This window comes from Stenotrophomonas sp. SRS1, from assembly GCF_026130205.1.
Lineage (GTDB): Bacteria > Pseudomonadota > Gammaproteobacteria > Xanthomonadales > Xanthomonadaceae > Stenotrophomonas > Stenotrophomonas rhizophila_B.
Genome location: NZ_JAINFD010000001.1, coordinates 265,138 through 282,005 on the forward strand (window position 1 = coordinate 265,138; position 16,868 = coordinate 282,005).

Annotated in this window: 18 protein-coding genes; all 18 read right to left on the bottom strand. The window is 67.0% G+C overall.

Annotation, left to right across the window (positions count from 1 at the left end; genetic code table 11):
- Positions 1-14: 14 nt before the first annotated feature.
- On the bottom strand, positions 15-1,145 hold the full coding sequence (flhB, locus tag K4043_RS01155; protein WP_123729191.1) for a flagellar biosynthesis protein FlhB: 1,131 nt from the start codon (positions 1,143-1,145) through the stop codon (positions 15-17).
- Between the two features lie 150 nt (positions 1,146-1,295).
- The gene (locus tag K4043_RS01160; RefSeq protein ID WP_265307883.1) at positions 1,296-3,440 is read right to left on the bottom strand and encodes a bifunctional diguanylate cyclase/phosphodiesterase; all 2,145 of its coding nucleotides are present in this window, start codon (positions 3,438-3,440) and stop codon (positions 1,296-1,298) included.
- Positions 3,441-3,643: 203 nt separating this feature from the next.
- A complete protein-coding gene (gene fliR / locus K4043_RS01165) occupies positions 3,644-4,435 on the bottom strand; it encodes a flagellar biosynthetic protein FliR (protein ID WP_123729193.1) in 792 nt (263 codons plus the stop codon).
- A gap of 10 nt (positions 4,436-4,445) precedes the next feature.
- On the bottom strand, positions 4,446-4,715 hold the full coding sequence (locus K4043_RS01170; RefSeq protein WP_019184809.1) for a flagellar biosynthetic protein FliQ: 270 nt from the start codon (positions 4,713-4,715) through the stop codon (positions 4,446-4,448).
- A 39-nt stretch (positions 4,716-4,754) separates the two neighbouring features.
- Positions 4,755-5,537, bottom strand: coding sequence for a flagellar type III secretion system pore protein FliP (gene fliP / locus K4043_RS01175; RefSeq protein ID WP_121036736.1), 783 nt, complete (start codon positions 5,535-5,537; stop codon positions 4,755-4,757).
- A 2-nt stretch (positions 5,538-5,539) separates the two neighbouring features.
- Positions 5,540-5,941, bottom strand: coding sequence for a flagellar biosynthetic protein FliO (gene fliO, locus K4043_RS01180; protein WP_123729194.1), 402 nt, complete (start codon positions 5,939-5,941; stop codon positions 5,540-5,542).
- Positions 5,938-6,291 (bottom strand): flagellar motor switch protein FliN, encoded by a 354-nt coding sequence (fliN, locus tag K4043_RS01185; protein WP_123729195.1) that lies wholly within the window; start codon positions 6,289-6,291, stop codon positions 5,938-5,940. Before fliN ends, fliO begins: the two co-directional genes overlap by 4 nt.
- Positions 6,288-7,295: a flagellar motor switch protein FliM gene (gene fliM, locus K4043_RS01190; RefSeq protein ID WP_123729196.1), complete on the bottom strand. Its 1,008-nt coding sequence runs from the start codon at positions 7,293-7,295 to the stop codon at positions 6,288-6,290. The genes fliN and fliM overlap by 4 nt, the downstream gene beginning before the upstream one ends.
- A gap of 9 nt (positions 7,296-7,304) precedes the next feature.
- Positions 7,305-7,820 (bottom strand): flagellar basal body-associated FliL family protein, encoded by a 516-nt coding sequence (locus tag K4043_RS01195; protein ID WP_123729197.1) that lies wholly within the window; start codon positions 7,818-7,820, stop codon positions 7,305-7,307.
- 114 nt (positions 7,821-7,934) lie between these two features.
- A complete protein-coding gene (locus K4043_RS01200; protein ID WP_265307884.1) occupies positions 7,935-9,098 on the bottom strand; it encodes a flagellar hook-length control protein FliK in 1,164 nt (387 codons plus the stop codon).
- Positions 9,095-9,553 carry a flagellar export protein FliJ gene (gene fliJ, locus K4043_RS01205; protein ID WP_123729199.1) on the bottom strand — a complete coding sequence of 153 codons (459 nt, stop codon included), beginning with the start codon at positions 9,551-9,553 and terminating at the stop codon, positions 9,095-9,097. Before fliJ ends, K4043_RS01200 begins: the two co-directional genes overlap by 4 nt.
- Before the next feature lie 3 nt (positions 9,554-9,556).
- Positions 9,557-10,936 carry a FliI/YscN family ATPase gene (locus K4043_RS01210; protein WP_123729200.1) on the bottom strand — a complete coding sequence of 460 codons (1,380 nt, stop codon included), beginning with the start codon at positions 10,934-10,936 and terminating at the stop codon, positions 9,557-9,559.
- The gene (locus K4043_RS01215; protein WP_265307885.1) at positions 10,933-11,571 is read right to left on the bottom strand and encodes a FliH/SctL family protein; all 639 of its coding nucleotides are present in this window, start codon (positions 11,569-11,571) and stop codon (positions 10,933-10,935) included. Before K4043_RS01215 ends, K4043_RS01210 begins: the two co-directional genes overlap by 4 nt.
- Positions 11,568-12,554, bottom strand: a complete 987-nt coding sequence (fliG, locus tag K4043_RS01220) for a flagellar motor switch protein FliG (RefSeq protein WP_123729202.1) — start codon at positions 12,552-12,554, stop codon at positions 11,568-11,570. The genes K4043_RS01215 and fliG overlap by 4 nt, the downstream gene beginning before the upstream one ends.
- Before the next feature lie 10 nt (positions 12,555-12,564).
- The gene (fliF, locus tag K4043_RS01225) at positions 12,565-14,205 is read right to left on the bottom strand and encodes a flagellar basal-body MS-ring/collar protein FliF (protein ID WP_123729203.1); all 1,641 of its coding nucleotides are present in this window, start codon (positions 14,203-14,205) and stop codon (positions 12,565-12,567) included.
- A gap of 12 nt (positions 14,206-14,217) precedes the next feature.
- Positions 14,218-14,580: a flagellar hook-basal body complex protein FliE gene (gene fliE / locus K4043_RS01230; protein WP_265307886.1), complete on the bottom strand. Its 363-nt coding sequence runs from the start codon at positions 14,578-14,580 to the stop codon at positions 14,218-14,220.
- A gap of 411 nt (positions 14,581-14,991) precedes the next feature.
- Positions 14,992-16,488 (bottom strand): sigma-54 dependent transcriptional regulator, encoded by a 1,497-nt coding sequence (locus tag K4043_RS01235; RefSeq protein WP_265307887.1) that lies wholly within the window; start codon positions 16,486-16,488, stop codon positions 14,992-14,994.
- Complete coding sequence (locus K4043_RS01240; RefSeq protein WP_123729727.1) at positions 16,481-16,861, bottom strand: response regulator transcription factor; 381 nt, start codon at positions 16,859-16,861, stop codon at positions 16,481-16,483. The genes K4043_RS01235 and K4043_RS01240 overlap by 8 nt, the downstream gene beginning before the upstream one ends.
- Between the last annotated feature and the right edge of the window lie 7 nt (positions 16,862-16,868).

Genomic DNA, 16,868 nt, shown 5'->3' on the forward strand with positions numbered 1-16,868 from the left:
AGCGGGCTGTGCGCTCATGAGCGGGCTCCCTTGCCGAATTCATCGATGTCGATGCTGGGGCTGGCCGGCATCGGGCCGGTGTGCCAGCTGCGCAGCTGGTAGACGTAGGAGAGGACCTGGGCCACGGCCGAATACAGTCTCACGGGAATTTCCTTTCCAAGTTGACCTTCCCGATACAAGGCGCGTGCCAAAGGCGGGGCGGAGACGATGGCGACCTTGTTGCCGTCGGCCACTTCACGGATGCGCAGGGCGGTTTCATCCACGCCCAACGCCACCACGGTGGGGGCGCCCATCTTTCCGCCCTCGTATTTCAGGGCGACCGCGTAGTGGGTCGGGTTGACCACCACCACGTCGGCGGTGGGCACCGCTTCCATCATCCGGCGGTTGGCCAGCTGCTGCTGGAGCTGGCGGATGCGGCCCTTGACCTCCGGGCTGCCCTCGCTCTCCTTCATTTCCCGGCGCAGCTCTTCACGGGTCATCTTCAGCTTGCGCATCCAGTTCCAGCGCTGGTACGGCGCATCGATGAAGGCCAGCAGCATCATCGCGCCGCCGGTGGCCAGCATCAGCTTCAGGGTGAAGCCCAGGCCGTGGACCATGGCGGTTTCCAGCGGCTGGTTGAGCAGATCGCGCAGGGGCCGGATGCCGTGCCAGACCACCAGCCCGGCCGCGGTACCGACGAAGGCGATGCGCAGCAGGGATTTGGTGAACTCGGCGATCGCTTCCGGGCCGTACAGGCGCTTCATGCCGGCCATCGGGCTCATGCGCTTGAAGTCGGGCATCATCGATTTGTTCGACCAGCGCAGCCCGCCCATCACCACCGGTGACAGGAAACTGGCCAGCAGGCAGATCACGATCAGCGGCCACATCGCCAGCATCAGGCGCAGCAGCAGCTCGCCGAAATGCCCGAACAGCGCCTTGGGGTGCAGCCACAGGGCCGGCTCGGGGCTCAGCGCGAACTGCATCCAGGTTTTGGTGTTGCGGGCGATGGTGCCGGAAAACGCCATCAGCGCCAGAACACCGGCACCGAACACGGCCGCCGTGGCCAGTTCACGCGAACGCGGGATGTTGCCCTGTTCCCGGGCATCGCGCAGGCGCTTTTCGGTGGGTAATTCGGTTTTTTCGCCGGCTTGTTCGTTCTCGGACATCAGGGCACGACACGGGAGGAGATACCCGGGTCCGTGCAAGAACCGTTCCGCGGGCTACGAGAAGGTAGTGCCGGCCGCTGGCCGGCTCCAGGCGATGCCTGCTGGGTTCTGAGGAGCCGGCAAGCGGCCGGCACTACCGGGTATCCAGCATCACCCCGCCGAGGCCCCTGGCCGCGGCTGGGCCTTCCAGCCTGCCGAGACCTCCACTCTGGGGCGGGGCAGGTCATGCAGCTGCATGAAGCGCTCCGGGTCCACTGGCCGGCCGAGCAGATACCCCTGCAGGTAGTCGCAGCCCAGCCGCTCCAGGTAAGCCCGTTGGCCGGCGGTCTCGACGCCTTCGGCGACGATGTCCATGTCCAGGGCATGCCCCAGCGCCACGATCGCCGAGACAATCACCACGTCCTCGGAGCTGTTTTCCAGATCGCGCACGAACGCATGGTCGATCTTGATCTCGGTGGCCGGCAGCCGCTTGAGGTACAGCAGGCTGGAATACCCGGTGCCGAAATCATCGATGGAGATGCCCACGCCCAGCGCGGCCATGGCCTGCAACAGGGTCAGGCTGGCCTCGGTGTCACGCATCACGGTGCTTTCCGTGATTTCCAGGATCAGCCGGCGTGGCTGGAGATGATGGGTCTTGAGCGCCTCGCGCACTTCCTGCAGCAGATTGGGCGAGGCGAACTGGATCGGTGAGAGATTCACCGAGACCGTCCAGCCGTCATGCCCGGCGTCGTGCCACACACGCAGCTGCCGGCAGGCCTCGTTGAGCGCCCAGCGGCCGATGTCGTTGATCACGCCGCTGCGCTCGGCCAGGCGGATGAAGCGGTCCGGCGGGATCAGGCCCTGCTGCGGGTGACGCCAGCGGATCAGCGCTTCGGCCCCGCTGACCGACTGGCCGGCCACGCGGGTCTTGGGCTGGTAGTGCAGGAACAGCTGCTCGGTACCGATCGCCCGGCGCAGGTCGGCGAGGAGCTGGAACTGCTGCTCGGCGCTGTCGTTCATCCAGTCGGCGAAGCGCACATAGGCATTGCGGCCGGCTTCCTTGGCCTGGTACATCGCCGCATCGGCGAAGGCCATGAGCTGACGCTCACTGACGGCGTGGTCGGGGCAGATGGCGATGCCGATGCTGGCGGTCACCTGCAGGTCCTGATGCGGCAGCAATGGTTCGCGGCCCACGGTCTGGATGATGCGGCTGGCCAGCGTGGCGACATCCTCGTCGTTCTCGATCGGCACCACCAGCACGAATTCGTCGCCGCCGAGCCGCGCGATCATGTCCGCCGGCCGCAGCAGCTTGCGGGTGCGATCGGCGACAGCGACCAGCAACGCATCGCCGGTCTGGTGTCCGTAGGCATCATTGACCTGTTTGAAGCCATCCAGATCCATGAACATCACCGCGAACCGGCTGCCGCGCTGCTCGGCCTCCGCCAGCGCCTGTTCGATGCGCTGCTGCAGCAGCCGGCGATTGGGTAGACGGGTCAGGGGGTCGTGCAGGGCTGCCTGGGTCAACTCGGCCTGCGCATCGTCCAGTGAGCTGGTCAGGTGCGTATTGCGCAGACGCAGCAGCTGCGCCTCCATGCGCTGGTCCAGCCAGGAGACGATCAGCACGATGGCCAGGATCGCGATGGTGAGCACCAGCACCACCAGCGCCAGCCACTGTGCCTGAAGGCCGTCACCCGCGGCGGCACCGCAGAGGCTGCCGGCGGGGAAACGTGCTGCGGCCATGCCGGTGTAGTGCATGCCTACGATGGCCGCGCCGAGCACCAGCGCCGGGGCGATGCGATCACGAAGACGCCGATGGCTGCTGCGCAGGCGGAAGGCGATGTACAGCGCGGCCCAGGAGGCGGCCACTGCGATGAGCAGCGACAGCGCCACCCAGCCGGCGTGATAGTCGATCCCGGGCTGCATGTACAGCGCGGCCATGCCCAGGTAGTGCATCGATGCGATGCCGCTGCCCATCAATACCGCGCCGAGCACGAGGCGGCCGTTCGGCAGGGTCGGGCGTGAGACCAGCCACAGCGCGAAGATGGAGGAGGCCACGGCGGCCAACAGCGAGACGGTGGTCAGGCCCAGCGCATAGCCGAGCGGGATCGGGAGCTGGAAAGCAAGCATGCCGATGAAGTGCATCGACCAGATGCCCAGCCCCATCGCGCCTCCGCCCCCGATCAGCCACAACCAGGTGGAGCGGCGGGTGGCCGCGGTGGTGACCCGGCTGGCCATGTCCAGCGCAGTGAAGGAGGCCAGCACGGCCACCAGAAACGAGACAACGACCAACCACGGGGTGTAGCTGCCGATCAGCATGGATGACTCTCTCCCTGGTCAACACCTGAGCGATACGACAGAACGCCACGCCATCACCGCAGACAGCGGGTGAAGGTTTCGTCATCGCCGTGCGACGGCGCAGCGGAACGCAGGGCCAGACTAACAACCCGACCGGGGGGCGCCGCAAGTGACGAATGGCCCGCTTTCGGCCAGCTTCCGCGCTGTCCCGGGTGTGTCCCGGGTCAGCGGCTGACGCTGTCGGCCGCGTCGAAGGCGGCATCGAACAGACGCTGTACCGGCGGCCCCATCTCGCCGGCCAGCACAGTCAGCAGGAACAGACCCAGCAGCAGGGCCACCGGCAGGCCCAGCTGGATCGGGTTGAGCGCGGGCGCGGCACGTGCCAGCACGCCGAAGGCCAGATTGATGGCCAGCATCGCGACGGTGAGCGGCAGCGCCAGCGTGAGCGCGCCACGGAATACCTGCAGCAGGAACGTGGGGGCGATGGCGAAGAACGCATGCGGATCGGGCAGGGCGGTGCCGATCGGCAATGCCTTGTAGCTGTCCATCAACAATGAAATCAGCGCCAGGTGACCGTTGGACGCGAAGAACAGCAGTCCGAACAGCAGATAGAACCACTGCCCGATCACGCCGGAGCTGCCACCGCGCATCGGATCACTCATCTGCGCGAAGGCAAGGCCGGTACCCTGTGCGACCAGTTCACCGGCCATCGCACCGGCTTCGAATACCAGCCGCAGCAGGAAACCGATCGAGATGCCGATGGCCAGCTCGCGGGCGATGGTCAGCACGGTGGCTGCATCGAAGCCAGTCCATTCCGGTACCGGCGGCAGCATCGGCGAGAGCGCGATCGCCAGTGCACCGGCAAGCATCACGCGTACCCGCGAAGGCACCGCGCGGGTGCCGATCAGCGGCATCGCCATGATCATGGCGCCGATGCGCAGCATGGTCCACAGGATCGTGCCGATCATGCCGAAGGCCTGCAGGCCGTCGGCGGCCATCTGGGTCGCGGAATCCACGGCGGCTGCCTCAGCCGATCAGATGTGGAATGCGCTGGAACAGCAGCGTGGTGTATTCGACCAGATGGCCGATCAACAGGCTGCCGAGCGCGAACAACACCACCGTCAAGGCCGCGGCCTTGGCCACGAAAGCGATGGTCGGCTCGTTGAGCTGGGTGGCCGCCTGGACCACGCCGACCACCACGCCGACGATCAGCACGGTGAGCAGCAGCGGGCCGGCGACCCACAACACGGTGATCAGGCCACCACGCAGTTCGGTCAGGGCAAGTTCGGGCGTCATGTCAGTCTCGGGTCCGTATCGATCAACAGGGCGGGGCGGTCAGACCGCATTGAAACTGGCAGCCAAGGTGCCCACCACGAGAACCCAGCCATCCACCAGCACGAACAAGAGGATCTTGAAGGGGGCGGAGACCAGCATCGGCGAGAGCATCATCATGCCCATCGACATCAGTACGCTGGCCACGACCAGATCGATGATCACGAACGGGATGAAGATCAGGAAGCCGATCTCGAAGGCGGTCTTCAGCTCGCTGGTGACGAACGAGGCGACCAGGATCGGGAACGGAATGGCATCCGGGCTGTCGTAGGTACCGTGACCGGCCATGCCGGCGAAGGTCATCAGATCGGTCTCGCGGATCTGCGCCAGCATGAAGGCGCGCAGCGGCTGGGTGGTCAGGGTCCAGGCGGTCTGGAAGTCGATCTCGCCGTTGAGGTAGGGCGCCATGCCGCTGCCCCACGCCTTCTGCCACACCGGCAGCATCACCATCGCGGTGAGGAACAGGGCCAGGCCGAGCAGCACCTGGTTGGACGGCGTCTGGCCGGTACCCAGCGCCTGGCGCAGCAGGCCCAGCACGATGATGATGCGGGTGAAGGCGGTCAGCACCAGCAGCATCGAGGGGATCAGGGTGATCGCCGTCATCAGCAGCAGCGTCTGCAGCGGCAGGCTGACCGGCTGACCGCCGATCTTGCCGACGTTCACGTCAGGCAGCGCCGGCACACCCGGCACGCCGGGCGCGGCCCAGGCCAGGGCCGGCAGCGCGCACAGCAGGGCAGTCAACAACAGCGGCAGGTAACGGGTCCAGGAGGTACGGGGGCCACGCATGTTCAGGATTCCTTGCGCAGCCGCTGTTGCAGCAGCTGCGCGAAATTCGGCAGGTGTTTGAAATCGGGAAGGCGCGCCGGCGGCGGGGTCGGCAGCGGCTCGGGCAGCTGATGCAGGGTGTTGATGCCACCGGCGGTGACACCCAGCAGCAGCTGGGTGCCATTGACCTCGACCACCACCACGCGCTCTTTCGCGCCGACGGTCAGGCTGGCAACCACCCGCAGGCCTTCGGCCGGGCGGAAGCCGCTGCCGGGCATGCGCTTGAGCAGCCAGCCCAGGCCGACGATCAACGCCAGCACGCCCAGCAGTGCCAGTACCGCACCGAACATGCCCGGTGCAGCGGCGGCATGCTGACCGACCTTGACGGTCGACGCACCGGCTGCGATCAGCAGCCCGGTGCTCAACGCAGTCTCCGGATCCGTTCGCTCGGGCTGACCACATCGGTCAAGCGCACGCCGAAGCGGTCGTTGATCACCACCACCTCGCCATGGGCGATCAGGGTGCCGTTGACGAACACGTCCAGCGATTCGCCGGCGCCGCGTTCCAGTTCCACCACCGAGCCCTGGTTGAGCTGCAGCAGGTTGCGGATCGGCAGGCGTGCACGGCCCACTTCCAGCGACAGGGTCACCGGTACGTCCAGGATCACATCCAGGTTCAGCTCGGGACCGAGGTTCTCATCGGACTGCAGCGTGGTGAACTGCGCCGGTGCCGGTTCCGCCGGGGACAGCGGTTCGTTGGATTCGATATCGTTCATTTCGAGACTTCCTGGAGTACGGGAACGCGTGGGCGGGTGCCCGGGGGATGGGTGGCGGTGATCTTGATGGCGTTGCAACCGTTGGCGATGCCGAACTCGCCGGTGAACACCGGGATGTTCTCCACGCACAACGGCACCTGCGCCGGCATGTCGATCGAGAGGATGTCGCCGACCTTCAGGCCGGTCAGTTCACGCAGGGTCATGCGCTTGCTGGCCAACACGCTGGACAGCGTGACTTCGGCGATGTTGAGCTGTTCGCGCAGCATCACGCCCCAGCTGGCATCGCGGTCGTTGCGGTCGCTCTGGATGCCGGCGTCGAGCAGCTCGCGGATCGGCTCGAGCATCGAGTAGGGCAGGGTGACGTGGATGTCGCCGCCACCGCCGTCAAGTTCGACATGCAGGCGGCAGACCACCACGTACTCGCGCGGCGTCACGATGTTGGCGAAGTGGGGATTGATTTCGGAGTTGATGTACTCCAGCTCCACATCCATCACCGGCGCCCAGGCTTCCTGCAGATCGGCGAAGGTCTGCTTGAGCAGCAGGTGGATGACGCGCATTTCGGTCGCGGTGAACTCGCGGCCTTCGATACGGGTCGGGTAGCGGCCGTCGCCGCCGAAGAAGTTGTCCACGATCGCGAACACCAGCGTCGGCTCGAACACGATCAGCCCGGTGCCGCGCAGCGGCTTGAAGCGGATCAGGTTGAGGTTGGTCGGCACGTACAGCGAGTGCATGTAGTCATTGAACTTGATCAGTTCGATGCCGCGCACGGACAGCTCTGCCGAGCGCCGGATCAGGTTGAACAGGCCGATGCGCCACAGGCGCGCGAAGCGCTCGTTGACCATTTCCAGGGTCGGCATGCGGCCGCGGATGATGCGGTCCTGACTGGCAAAGTCATACGAGCGCGCCTCGCCGGGCGTGGCAGCATCGATGTCGGTCTCGACCGCACCGGAGTCCACGCCGTGTAACAGCGCATCGATCTCATCCTGGGAAAGCAGGTCATTCATGGTCGGCCCTTACTGGGTGACGAAACTGGTGAACAGCAATTCGTCGGCACCCGGCTTGCCGGTCTCGGCCTTGAGCAGCTTCTGCACTTCGGCCAGCGAGGTGGCCTGCAGGCGTTCCTTGCCCGCGCGGTCGGCGATGTCGGTCGGCTCGACCTGCGAGAACAGCATGAGCAGCTTGGCGCGGATCGCCGGGGCATGGAGCTTGATCGCTTCCATGGCGGCCGGATCGCGGCTCATCAACTGCACTTCGACCTGCAGGTAGCGCGGGCCGTCGAAGCTGCTGTTGAGGTTGACCACGAACGGCGGCTCCAGACCGAAGTACTGGGCCGGTGCGGGCACCGCGGCCTTGGCGGCCGGCTTGGCGGCCTTGTCATCGTGCTGGGACTGGGTGAAATACCAGACGCCGCCACCGGCGGCACCGGCAGCGAGCACCGCGACCAGGGCGGTGATCAGGATCGGACGACGCGGCTTGGCCGTGGCGTCCTTGTCGGCGGATTTCTTGGTTTTGTCGGCGGCTGCGGCCACGAGGAAGCTCCAGAGGATTGCTTCCTGACTACATGCAAAGGCTGTGCCTGAATGCCGAAGAGGGCGGGTGTCGGGTTTCTGGCGGCGCCGCCGAAGCGGCGTCGCACCCGTTGATCACGCGTAGGCGTCGACCAGCCCGCGCTGACGGATCAACTGCGAGGGCGACAGCGTGGTCTCGGCCATCAACGCCTCGCCGTCATCGCCCGCGCCGCTCCGGCCACCATCGCCACGGCCGCCATCCTGCGCGGTGTGCTGCTGGCCGACATCGGCCTGGCCGAGCTGGAAGCCCTGTTCGCCGAGCATGTCGCGCAGGCGCGGCAGACTGCTTTCCAGTGCGTGGCGCACATCGGCATGGGCGCTGGTGAAGGTCGCATGGACCTTGTCACCGTCCAGATGCAGTCGCACGTCGATCGGGCCCAGGTCGTTCGGGGTGATCTTGATATGGGCGTGGCCGATCTTCTGGTCCGCCAACCAACTGACGCGGGCGCCGACGGCATCATCGAAATCACCAGCGCCCAGCTGCGGGGTGGCGGTCGGCGAGCCGGTGAAGGGCGTGGCCGCTGCCGGTTTGGCGTCGACGATGCTCTGCAGGGCGTGCAGCACCGGCGTGGCCGGTGCATCCGGACCCTCGCTGGCGGCAGCGCTCATTGCCTCGGTGAAGGTCTTCAACAGCGGCACGGCGTCGGCTGGGGCGGCGTCGGCCGCCAGGGCGGGCAGGGCGATGCCGCCTGTCGCAGGTGCCGCCGGCGACAGCGGGCCCGCTGCCGGCGCGGTGGTGTCCGCAGTGGCGGTGGCCAGCGTCGGCAGCGCCGCCGTCGTGGGCGCAGCACCGGCGGCGGTCCCGGCAGGCGCTGGCGCGACCGGCACGGGCACCGCAACCGGCAGCCCGTTCAACGCCAAGCCGGCCAGGCCGAACGGCGGCCACGCTGCATCGTCGTCCGCCGCCTCGGCCACCGGCTTGTCGGCGGTGGCGGGCGGCGCGGTGCTGGTATCGGTCGTGGCAGGCGTCTCGGCGGTGTCTTTGCTGCTGGCGCTGCCGGGGCGTGGTGCGGTGTCCTTGCCGGTATCCGGCGTGGCGGCGTCCTTGCCCGCAGGCGCCTCGCGGCGGCCGGCGGGTTTGCTTGATGCCTCCGGGCCAGCCGCATCGCGGCCGGGCTTGAGCATCGCGTCAAACTCCCGACGGTCGCTGCCGCCGGATGCATCGGGACGGCTGCCGGAGGCGCCGGCAGTGCTGGACTGTGCCGGCGCGGTGCCGCCGAGCAGGGCTGACGGCGTCATGGCGTGCCTCCGTTTTCGCTGTCTTCGCGTTGCGCCTGGCGCGACCGGCGTGCACCCAGATCATCCATTTCGCGCTGGTCGCGGCGATCGGTGACCACCTTCTCCTGCGCGCGGTAACTGGCGGCCAGCTGTTCAAGGACCTGCTTGTCACGGCTGGCCAGGATCAGACGCGCGCGCTCGGCCTCGACCTTCTCGCGGTTGTTGTCCACGGTCTGCCGCTGCTGGGCCACCGCGCTGTCCAGGCGATCCAGGAACGCGCGCCGGTTCATCAGCTGCGCCGGACTGGTCGCGGCCATCTGCGCGCCAGCATATTCGTCGGCATAGCGGCGCAGCTCATCCAGCCGCGACACATGCGTGTCGAGGGAGCGCTGGCGCTCGGCGAGGTCGCGCGCGACCTCGTCCTCGTGGTCCTGGGCGCGCTTCAGCAATGGGTCGAATCGCTTGGATTGCATCATGGCTTAACTCTCTGGTTCCACCAGCCGCTTGAGGGCGGCCTGACTGTGCGGCAGGTCGGCGGCTTTGCCGACGTCCTGGCCGAGGAATTCAACGATGTCCGACCAGCGCTCCAGCGCCTCGTCGGTCGCCGGGTCATTGCCGCGCTGATAGGCGCCGATCGCGATCAGATCGCGGTTGGCCGAGTACGCCGAGACCAGCCGCTTGAGCTTGCGGATGCGCAGGCGCCACGGCTCGTCGGCGATTTCCGTGACCACGCGGCTGACCGACGATTCCACGTCGATCGCCGGGTACAGACCGCTGTCGGCGACGCGCCGCGAGAGCAGGATGTGGCCGTCCAGAATCGCGCGGGCGGCATCGGCGATCGGATCCTGCGGATCATCGCCTTCGGTCAGCACGGTGTAGAACGCGGTGATCGAACCGCGGCCCTTGGCTCCATTGCCGGCGCGCTCGACCAGGGCCGGCAGCTTGGCGAACACGGACGGCGGATAGCCGCGCGTGGTCGGCGGCTCACCGACGGACAGGCCGATCTCGCGCTGGGCCTGTGCGAAGCGGGTCAGCGAGTCCATCAGCAGCAGGACATTCAAGCCTTGGTCGCGGAACCATTCGGCGATCGCGGTCGCACGGTAGGCGCCGTGCAGGCGCGCCAGCGGCGGTCGGTCGGCCGGGCTGGCCACCACCACCGCGCGGCGCAGGCCTTCTTCGCCCAGCGTGCTTTCCACGAAGTCGCGGACTTCGCGGCCACGTTCGCCGATCAGGCCGACCACGATCACGTCGGCGGCGGTGTAGCGCGTCATCATCCCCAGCAGGGTCGATTTACCGACACCGGAACCGGCAAACAGGCCGACACGCTGGCCGCGGCCGATCGGCAGCAGCGCGTTGATCGCGCGTACGCCCACGTCCAGCGGCTGGGTGATCGGCTCACGGGCCAGCGGATTGATCGACACGCCGGCCATGCCGACGGTGCCTTCAGCGCGGATCGGGCCCTTGCCATCCAGCGGCACGCCGTCGCTGTCGATGACGCGGCCGAGCAGGCCTTCGCCCACTTCCACACCGCCGCGTCCCAGGGCGGGCACGACCCGCGCATTGGGCAGCAGGCCATGCAGTTCTGCGCTGGGCATCAGATAGGTGCGTTCACCGGCAAAGCCGACCACTTCGGCATCCACCCAGCCACCGTCGGCGACTTCGACCTTGCAGCTGGCGCCCATCGGCGCTTCGCAGCCGACCGCTTCCAGGGTCAGGCCAACCGCGCGGCGCAGCACGCCTTCGCGGATCAGGCCACGGCCATGCGCGGTATCCGGGCGGATGTTGTCCAGGCGCGAGGCCAGCCGCAGGTTGCGGACGGCGGTCCAATCGGCCGGCGGGGGCAGGGTATCGGTGTTCATGGCGTGGTTCCTGCCTTGCGGATGACCGCATCGAGCGCGCCGCGCAGGCGGGCGTCCAGGGTGCCGTCAATGCGCACGGTCTCGGCGTGGACCCGCAGGTCGCCGCGGCTCAGGCTGAGATCCGGGGTGAGGCGCTGGTTCGGGGACAGGTTCAATACCGGGGTCAACGCAGCGATGTCGTCCGGGTGCAGACGCACTTCGACCTCGCGGGCGGCGCCGCCGACGGCGTCGACGGCTTCGTTGACCAGTTGCGCCAGCAGCTCCGGCTCGGCTTCATACGCGCGGCCGACCAGATTGCCCGCAATGCGCACGGCCAGTTCGCCGAGCGCGGCGACCACCTCGTTTTCCAACCGCACCAGCGGCCGGCTGAAGTTGTCCAGGATGCCTTCGATCTGTGCGACCAGGCGGCGCACCTCGGCCTGGCCCTGGGCAAGGCCATCGGCGTGACCCTGGTCAAAGCCATCCTTCTCGGCGTTGTCCTGGATCGCCTGGATTTCTTCCAGGGTCGGCAGCTGCAACAACGGCTCCGGTTCCAGCTCCGGATCCGGCTCGGTGAGGTCGAAGTTCTCTTCTTCCGGCGCCGGCTCGGGCACCGCCAGCAGATCGGGGGCAAGCCAGCGCACGGCAGCGTTCACAGCATGGCCTCCGCATTGCCACCAATGGTGACGGTGCCTTCATCGGCCATGCGCTTGACGATCGCCAGGATCTCGCGCTGCGCCACTTCCACATCCGACAGGCGCACCGGACCACGGGCTTCCATGTCTTCCAGCAGGATCTCGGCCGCACGCTGGGACATGTTGCGGGTGATCTTGTCGCGCACCTTGATGTCGGCGCCGCGCAGGGCCAGGCCCAGGCGCTCGCCGCTGACTTCGCGCAGCACCAGCTGCAGTTCGCGGTCGTCCAGATCCACCAGATCGTCGAACACGAACATCAGGTCCTGGATGCGGCCGCTGAGCGGCGCATCGATGCGCGCGATCTCGCCCAGGATCGCCTGGTCCTGGCCACTGTCCATGAAGTTCAGAATGTTGGCCGCGCACTGCACGCCGCCGATGTTGGAGGACTTCAGGTTCTGGTTGCCGGCGAACTGGCGCTCCATGATCTCGTTGAGCTCATTGAGCGCGTTCGGCGGAATGCCATCCAGGGTCGCGATGCGCAGCAGCACATCCACGCGGGTACGCTCGGGCAGCAGCTTGAGCGCGTCGGCGGCCTGGTCGGTTTCCAGATGAGCCATCACGATGGCGATGATCTGCGGGTGCTCGTTGCGGACCAGATCGGCGACGGCGCGCGGATCCATCCACTTCAGGGCATCCAGGCCGGTGGTGTTGCGGCCGAGCAGGATCCGGTCGATCAGGTTACCGGCCTTCTCCGTGCCCAGCGCCTGCACCAGCATGTTGCGGATGTAGTCGTCCGAGCCCACGCCCAGCGAGGTCTTGGACCCCAGTTCGGCACCGAACTGGTCCATGACCCGCTCGACCTGTTCGCGGGTGATGTCGGTCATGGTCGCCATGGCGATGCCGATCTTCTGCACTTCCTTGGGTTCCATGTGGCGCAGCACTTCGGCCGCATCCAGTTCACCCAGCGACAGCAGCAGCACGGCAGCGCGTTGAACGCCGGTCAGGGGCACGTTCTCAGTCATTGGCCACCCACCCCTTGACCACCTGGGCCACGCGCTTGGAATCGGTCTTTACAGCTTCACGCGCCATGCGCAGTCGTTCCTCGTAAGAGTCCACCGGCAGCGCCAGGGGTTCATGTCCAGCCGCGTTCAGGCGTTCGCTGCCGATGGCGGGCAAGCCCTCGTCATCGTCGACCAGCTGCACGTCGGCCGTGTGGGGTTCCAGCTCTTCTTCCTTGCCCTTGTTCTGGCCGGTGATCGAGCGCAGCGCCGGGCGCAGCACACCAAACACCAGGGCCAGCACCACGATCGCGCCGAGCAGCAGACGCAGTGCGTCCTGGACCTGCGGCAGCTCCCACCACTTCGGGCCTTCGACCGGGGTGACTTCCCGCACGAACGGGGCATTCATCACCGAGACCGTGTCGCCACGCTCGGCATCGAAGCCGACCGCCTGTTTGACCAGCGCTTCGACGCGGGTGAGTTCGGCAGCGGAGAGGGCCTGGTCGGCCATCTTGCCGTTGGCACCGGCGCGCGGCACGTTGTCCACCAGCACCGCCACCGAGACGCGCTTGATGCGACCGGCCGGCTGGCGGGTGTGCTGCAGGGTGCGATCCAGCTCGTAGTTGCGGGTCGCGTTCTTGGAGCTTTCCGTCGGTGCCTGCGCGGTGGCCGGTGCGGCAGCGGGGCCGGGCGGGGTATTGCTGGCGGCACCAGGCACGCCCTGCGGGCCGGGCACGTTGGTGCTGTTTTCGCTCATCTGCTCGCTGCGCAGCTTCTGCGGCTCGCCGTTATAGAGCTCACGGGCTTCCTCGATCACCGAGAAGTCCATGTCCACGCTCACTTCCGGGTTGACGCGGCCGGGGCCGGTCATCGGCTCGAGCAGTTCGCGGATGCGCTGGTTGAACGAGGTTTCCTGGCGACGCACCTGCTCGAACTGCGCGGCATTCATCGCCGCCTCGCTGTTCGGGTCGGAGACGCTGAGCATGCGACCGCTCTGGTCGACCACGGTCACCCGTTCCGGGGCGAGGTCGGGAATGCTGGCAGCGACCATGTGCACGATCGCATCGATCTGGCCGCGCTCCAGTTGCTGGCCGCCGCGCAGCTCCAGCACTACCGAGGCGCTGGCGACATCGCGCTGGCGGGTGAAGGCGCTGGGCTTGGGAATGGCCAGGTGCACGCGCGAATCGCGGACCGGGCGCAGCGTATTGATGGTGCGCGAGAGTTCGGTTTCCAGCGAGTGCTGGTAGCGGGCGTTCTCCATGAACTGGCTGACGCCGAAGCCGGGGTCACGCTCCATCAGCTCAAAGCCCAGACGACCGCTGTCGGTCAGCCCGGAGCTGGCCAGCTTGAGGCGGGCATCGTGCAGGTTCTTTTCCGGCACGGTGATGCCACCGGTGGCCTGGTCCAGTTCAAACGGAATCTGCGCGGCGCGCAGCAGGTCGGTGGCTTCGGCTGTGGCCTTCTGGTCCAGCCCGGTGTACAGCGGCACCATGCCGGGCTTCTGCGACCAGAAGAACACAAACAGGCCTGCCGCCACAGCCACGGCGATCATCGCCATCAGGCCGAGCCGACGGGTGATCTGCAGGCTTTGCAGCCGGTCGAACCACTGCCCAGCCTTTTCGGTGTTCAGCGATTCTTTGGAGAGCGACAGGGCCATGCGTTTCTATCCTTACAGCGGCATGTTCATCACGTCCTGATAAGCCTGGACGAGACGGTTACGGACTTCCACGGTGGCGCGGAAGGCGATCTGGGACTGCTGCGAGGCGACCATGACCTTGGCCAGGTCCGCACCGGGCTCACCCAGTTCGAAGGACTTGGCCAGGGCGCCGGATTTCTGTTGCGCATCGTTGACGCCGGCGATGGCGCCACGCAGGGTTTCGGTGAAGCTGGGGCCCTGGATCTCCTGGGGGGATACCAGGCCCTGGATGGCATTGCTGCGCGGCACCTCCGTCAGCGGGCTGACGGCAGGCTGCCCAATCTGGGTCTGGAAGGTGCGGATCTGAGAAAGGATCGAGGTGACGGAGTGCGACATCTGGAACGTTCCGAAGCAGGGGATGGGTTTCGAGTGAATACGTTGCAAGTGCCGTGCCGAAAGTGATGAGTGATTCAGTTTCGTAACGGTGGCGGGGGTTTGCGGGGTCAGCGTCTCCGGCGGGGGTGGCCGTGGTGTACGTGAGGTGCGGCTGCCTGACCCAGTGACGGTTTGACGCGCTGACGTGCCGGAGAGTCGACGCCGGAAAACCGGCGGGTCGGTCGGGCGGTGGGCCACGATGCCCTTGCCGGCGAATGTCCCCCGGCGCCGGCCTGCGGCCGACCCCTCCTCCTTTATTTCGCCCACAAGGGCATCGCGACCCACCGTGTCGAGGCTGCTGGCGGCCACCCGTCAGATCCACAAAAAAGCCCGGGACATGCCCGGGCTTCTGGTTTCCTTGTGGCGTTCTGCTCAGCCAGTCAGTTCGGTCTGGTCGCGTTCGATGCCGTACTTGCGCAGTTTTTCCACCAACGTGGTGCGGCGCAGGCCGAGCAGCTGGGCCGCATGCGCGACGACGCCCTGGGTGCGCTCCAGCGCTTCGTTGATCAAGGTCAGCTCGATGTTGGCCATGTGGTTGCGCAGGTCCAGGCCGTCGTCGGGCAGGGCCGCAGCGCGGTTGGCCGGAGCGCCGCCGTTCTCCGCCGAGGTGGTGCCTTGGCTGCCCGGGGTGTGGAACGAAAAGCTGCGCAGGTCCAGGCGTTCATCGGCCAGCGGCGCCGGTGCTGCGGCGGCCACCGGTGCAGTGATGGCGAAATCACCGCGGTAGCGGGCCGGAAGATCCTGCACGCGCACGTTGCCACTGGGGTGCAGCACGGCCAGGCGTTCGACCAGATTGGTCAGCTCGCGCACGTTGCCCGGCCATTCGTAACTGGCCAGCGCCTGCATTGCTTCGGCGGTGAAGCGCACTTCGCCGCGGCCGGTGCGGGCCAGCTGGCCGGCAATGGTGGTCACCAGCGCCGGCAGGTCTTCGCTACGCTCACGCAGGGCCGGCACATCGATGGGGAATACGTTGAGGCGATAGAACAGATCCTCGCGGAACTTGCCGTCGGCGATGCGCGTTTCCAGATCGCGGTGGGTCGCGGCGATCACGCGCACGTTGCAGCGGATGGTCTGGTTGCCGCCGACGCGCTCGAAGCTGCGCTCCTGCAGCACGCGCAGCAGCTTGACCTGCATCGGCAGGCTCATGTCGCCGATCTCATCCAGCAGCAGGGTGCCGCCTTCGGCCATTTCGAAACGGCCCTTGCGTGCGCTCAGTGCACCGGTGAAAGCGCCTTTTTCGTGACCGAACAATTCGCTTTCCAGCAGGTCCGGCGGGATCGCGCCGCAGTTGATCGCCACGAAGGGCCCATCACGACGCGGGGAGCGCTGGTGGATCGAGCGCGAGACGACTTCCTTGCCGGTGCCCGATTCGCCCAGCACCAGCACGGTGGTGTCGAAGGCGGCGACCTGCTCGATCATGCGGCGCAGCTGGGTGACCGCAACGCCTTCGCCGGTCGGGCCCTGGTCCTGCACGGCACCGGCCTGGTGTTCGGCATCCAGGCGCTTGAGGCTGGCGCGGCGCAGCAGGCCTTCCATCTGGGCGTGGCGCAGCGGCGCCTCCAGCGGCCAGACGTTGGCTTCGTGCAGACCGTGCTGCTGTGCGAACGCGGTGGTATCGCCGTCGATCAACATCACCGGCGGGGGCAGGGCGCCCTTGCCCAGCCACGCGAACAACGCATCGCTGCGGTCGGAATTGTCCAGGCTGCCGATGATGGCAGCCATCCAGTCATTGGGGCGGTGGCGGGTGACGTCGAAATCGTTGGCATCGGCCACCCAGCGCGGGTTGAAGTCCATGAACTCCAGCAGCGCGACGGTGCGCTCAGCCCGGACCGCGTCGTTGTCCACCACCAGGATGCGCGATTCACTCATGGCCTGGTTCCTTCAGGCCTTCCAGGATCGGCATCACTTCCTGGATGTAGGAGAGCTTGCTGACGAAGTTGTCCGCCCCGGCGCGCAGGGCGTGTTCGCGGTGTTCAGCATCATCGAAATGGCTGGCGATCACGATGTACGGCGCGTCATCCTGCGATTTGATCAGGCGCGTCGCCTGCAGGCCGCCCATTTCCGGCATGGCCAGATCCATCAGCACCACCTGCGGGCGCAGCGACTCGGAACGTTCGATTGCTTCCAGGCCGTTGGCAGCGCTGCCGATGACATCGAGCCAATCGACCTTGCGGAAGTGGCGCATCGCAGCGTTGATGAAACCCTCGTGGTCGTCGACCAGCAGCACGGTGAGCTTGTTCATGTCGTCC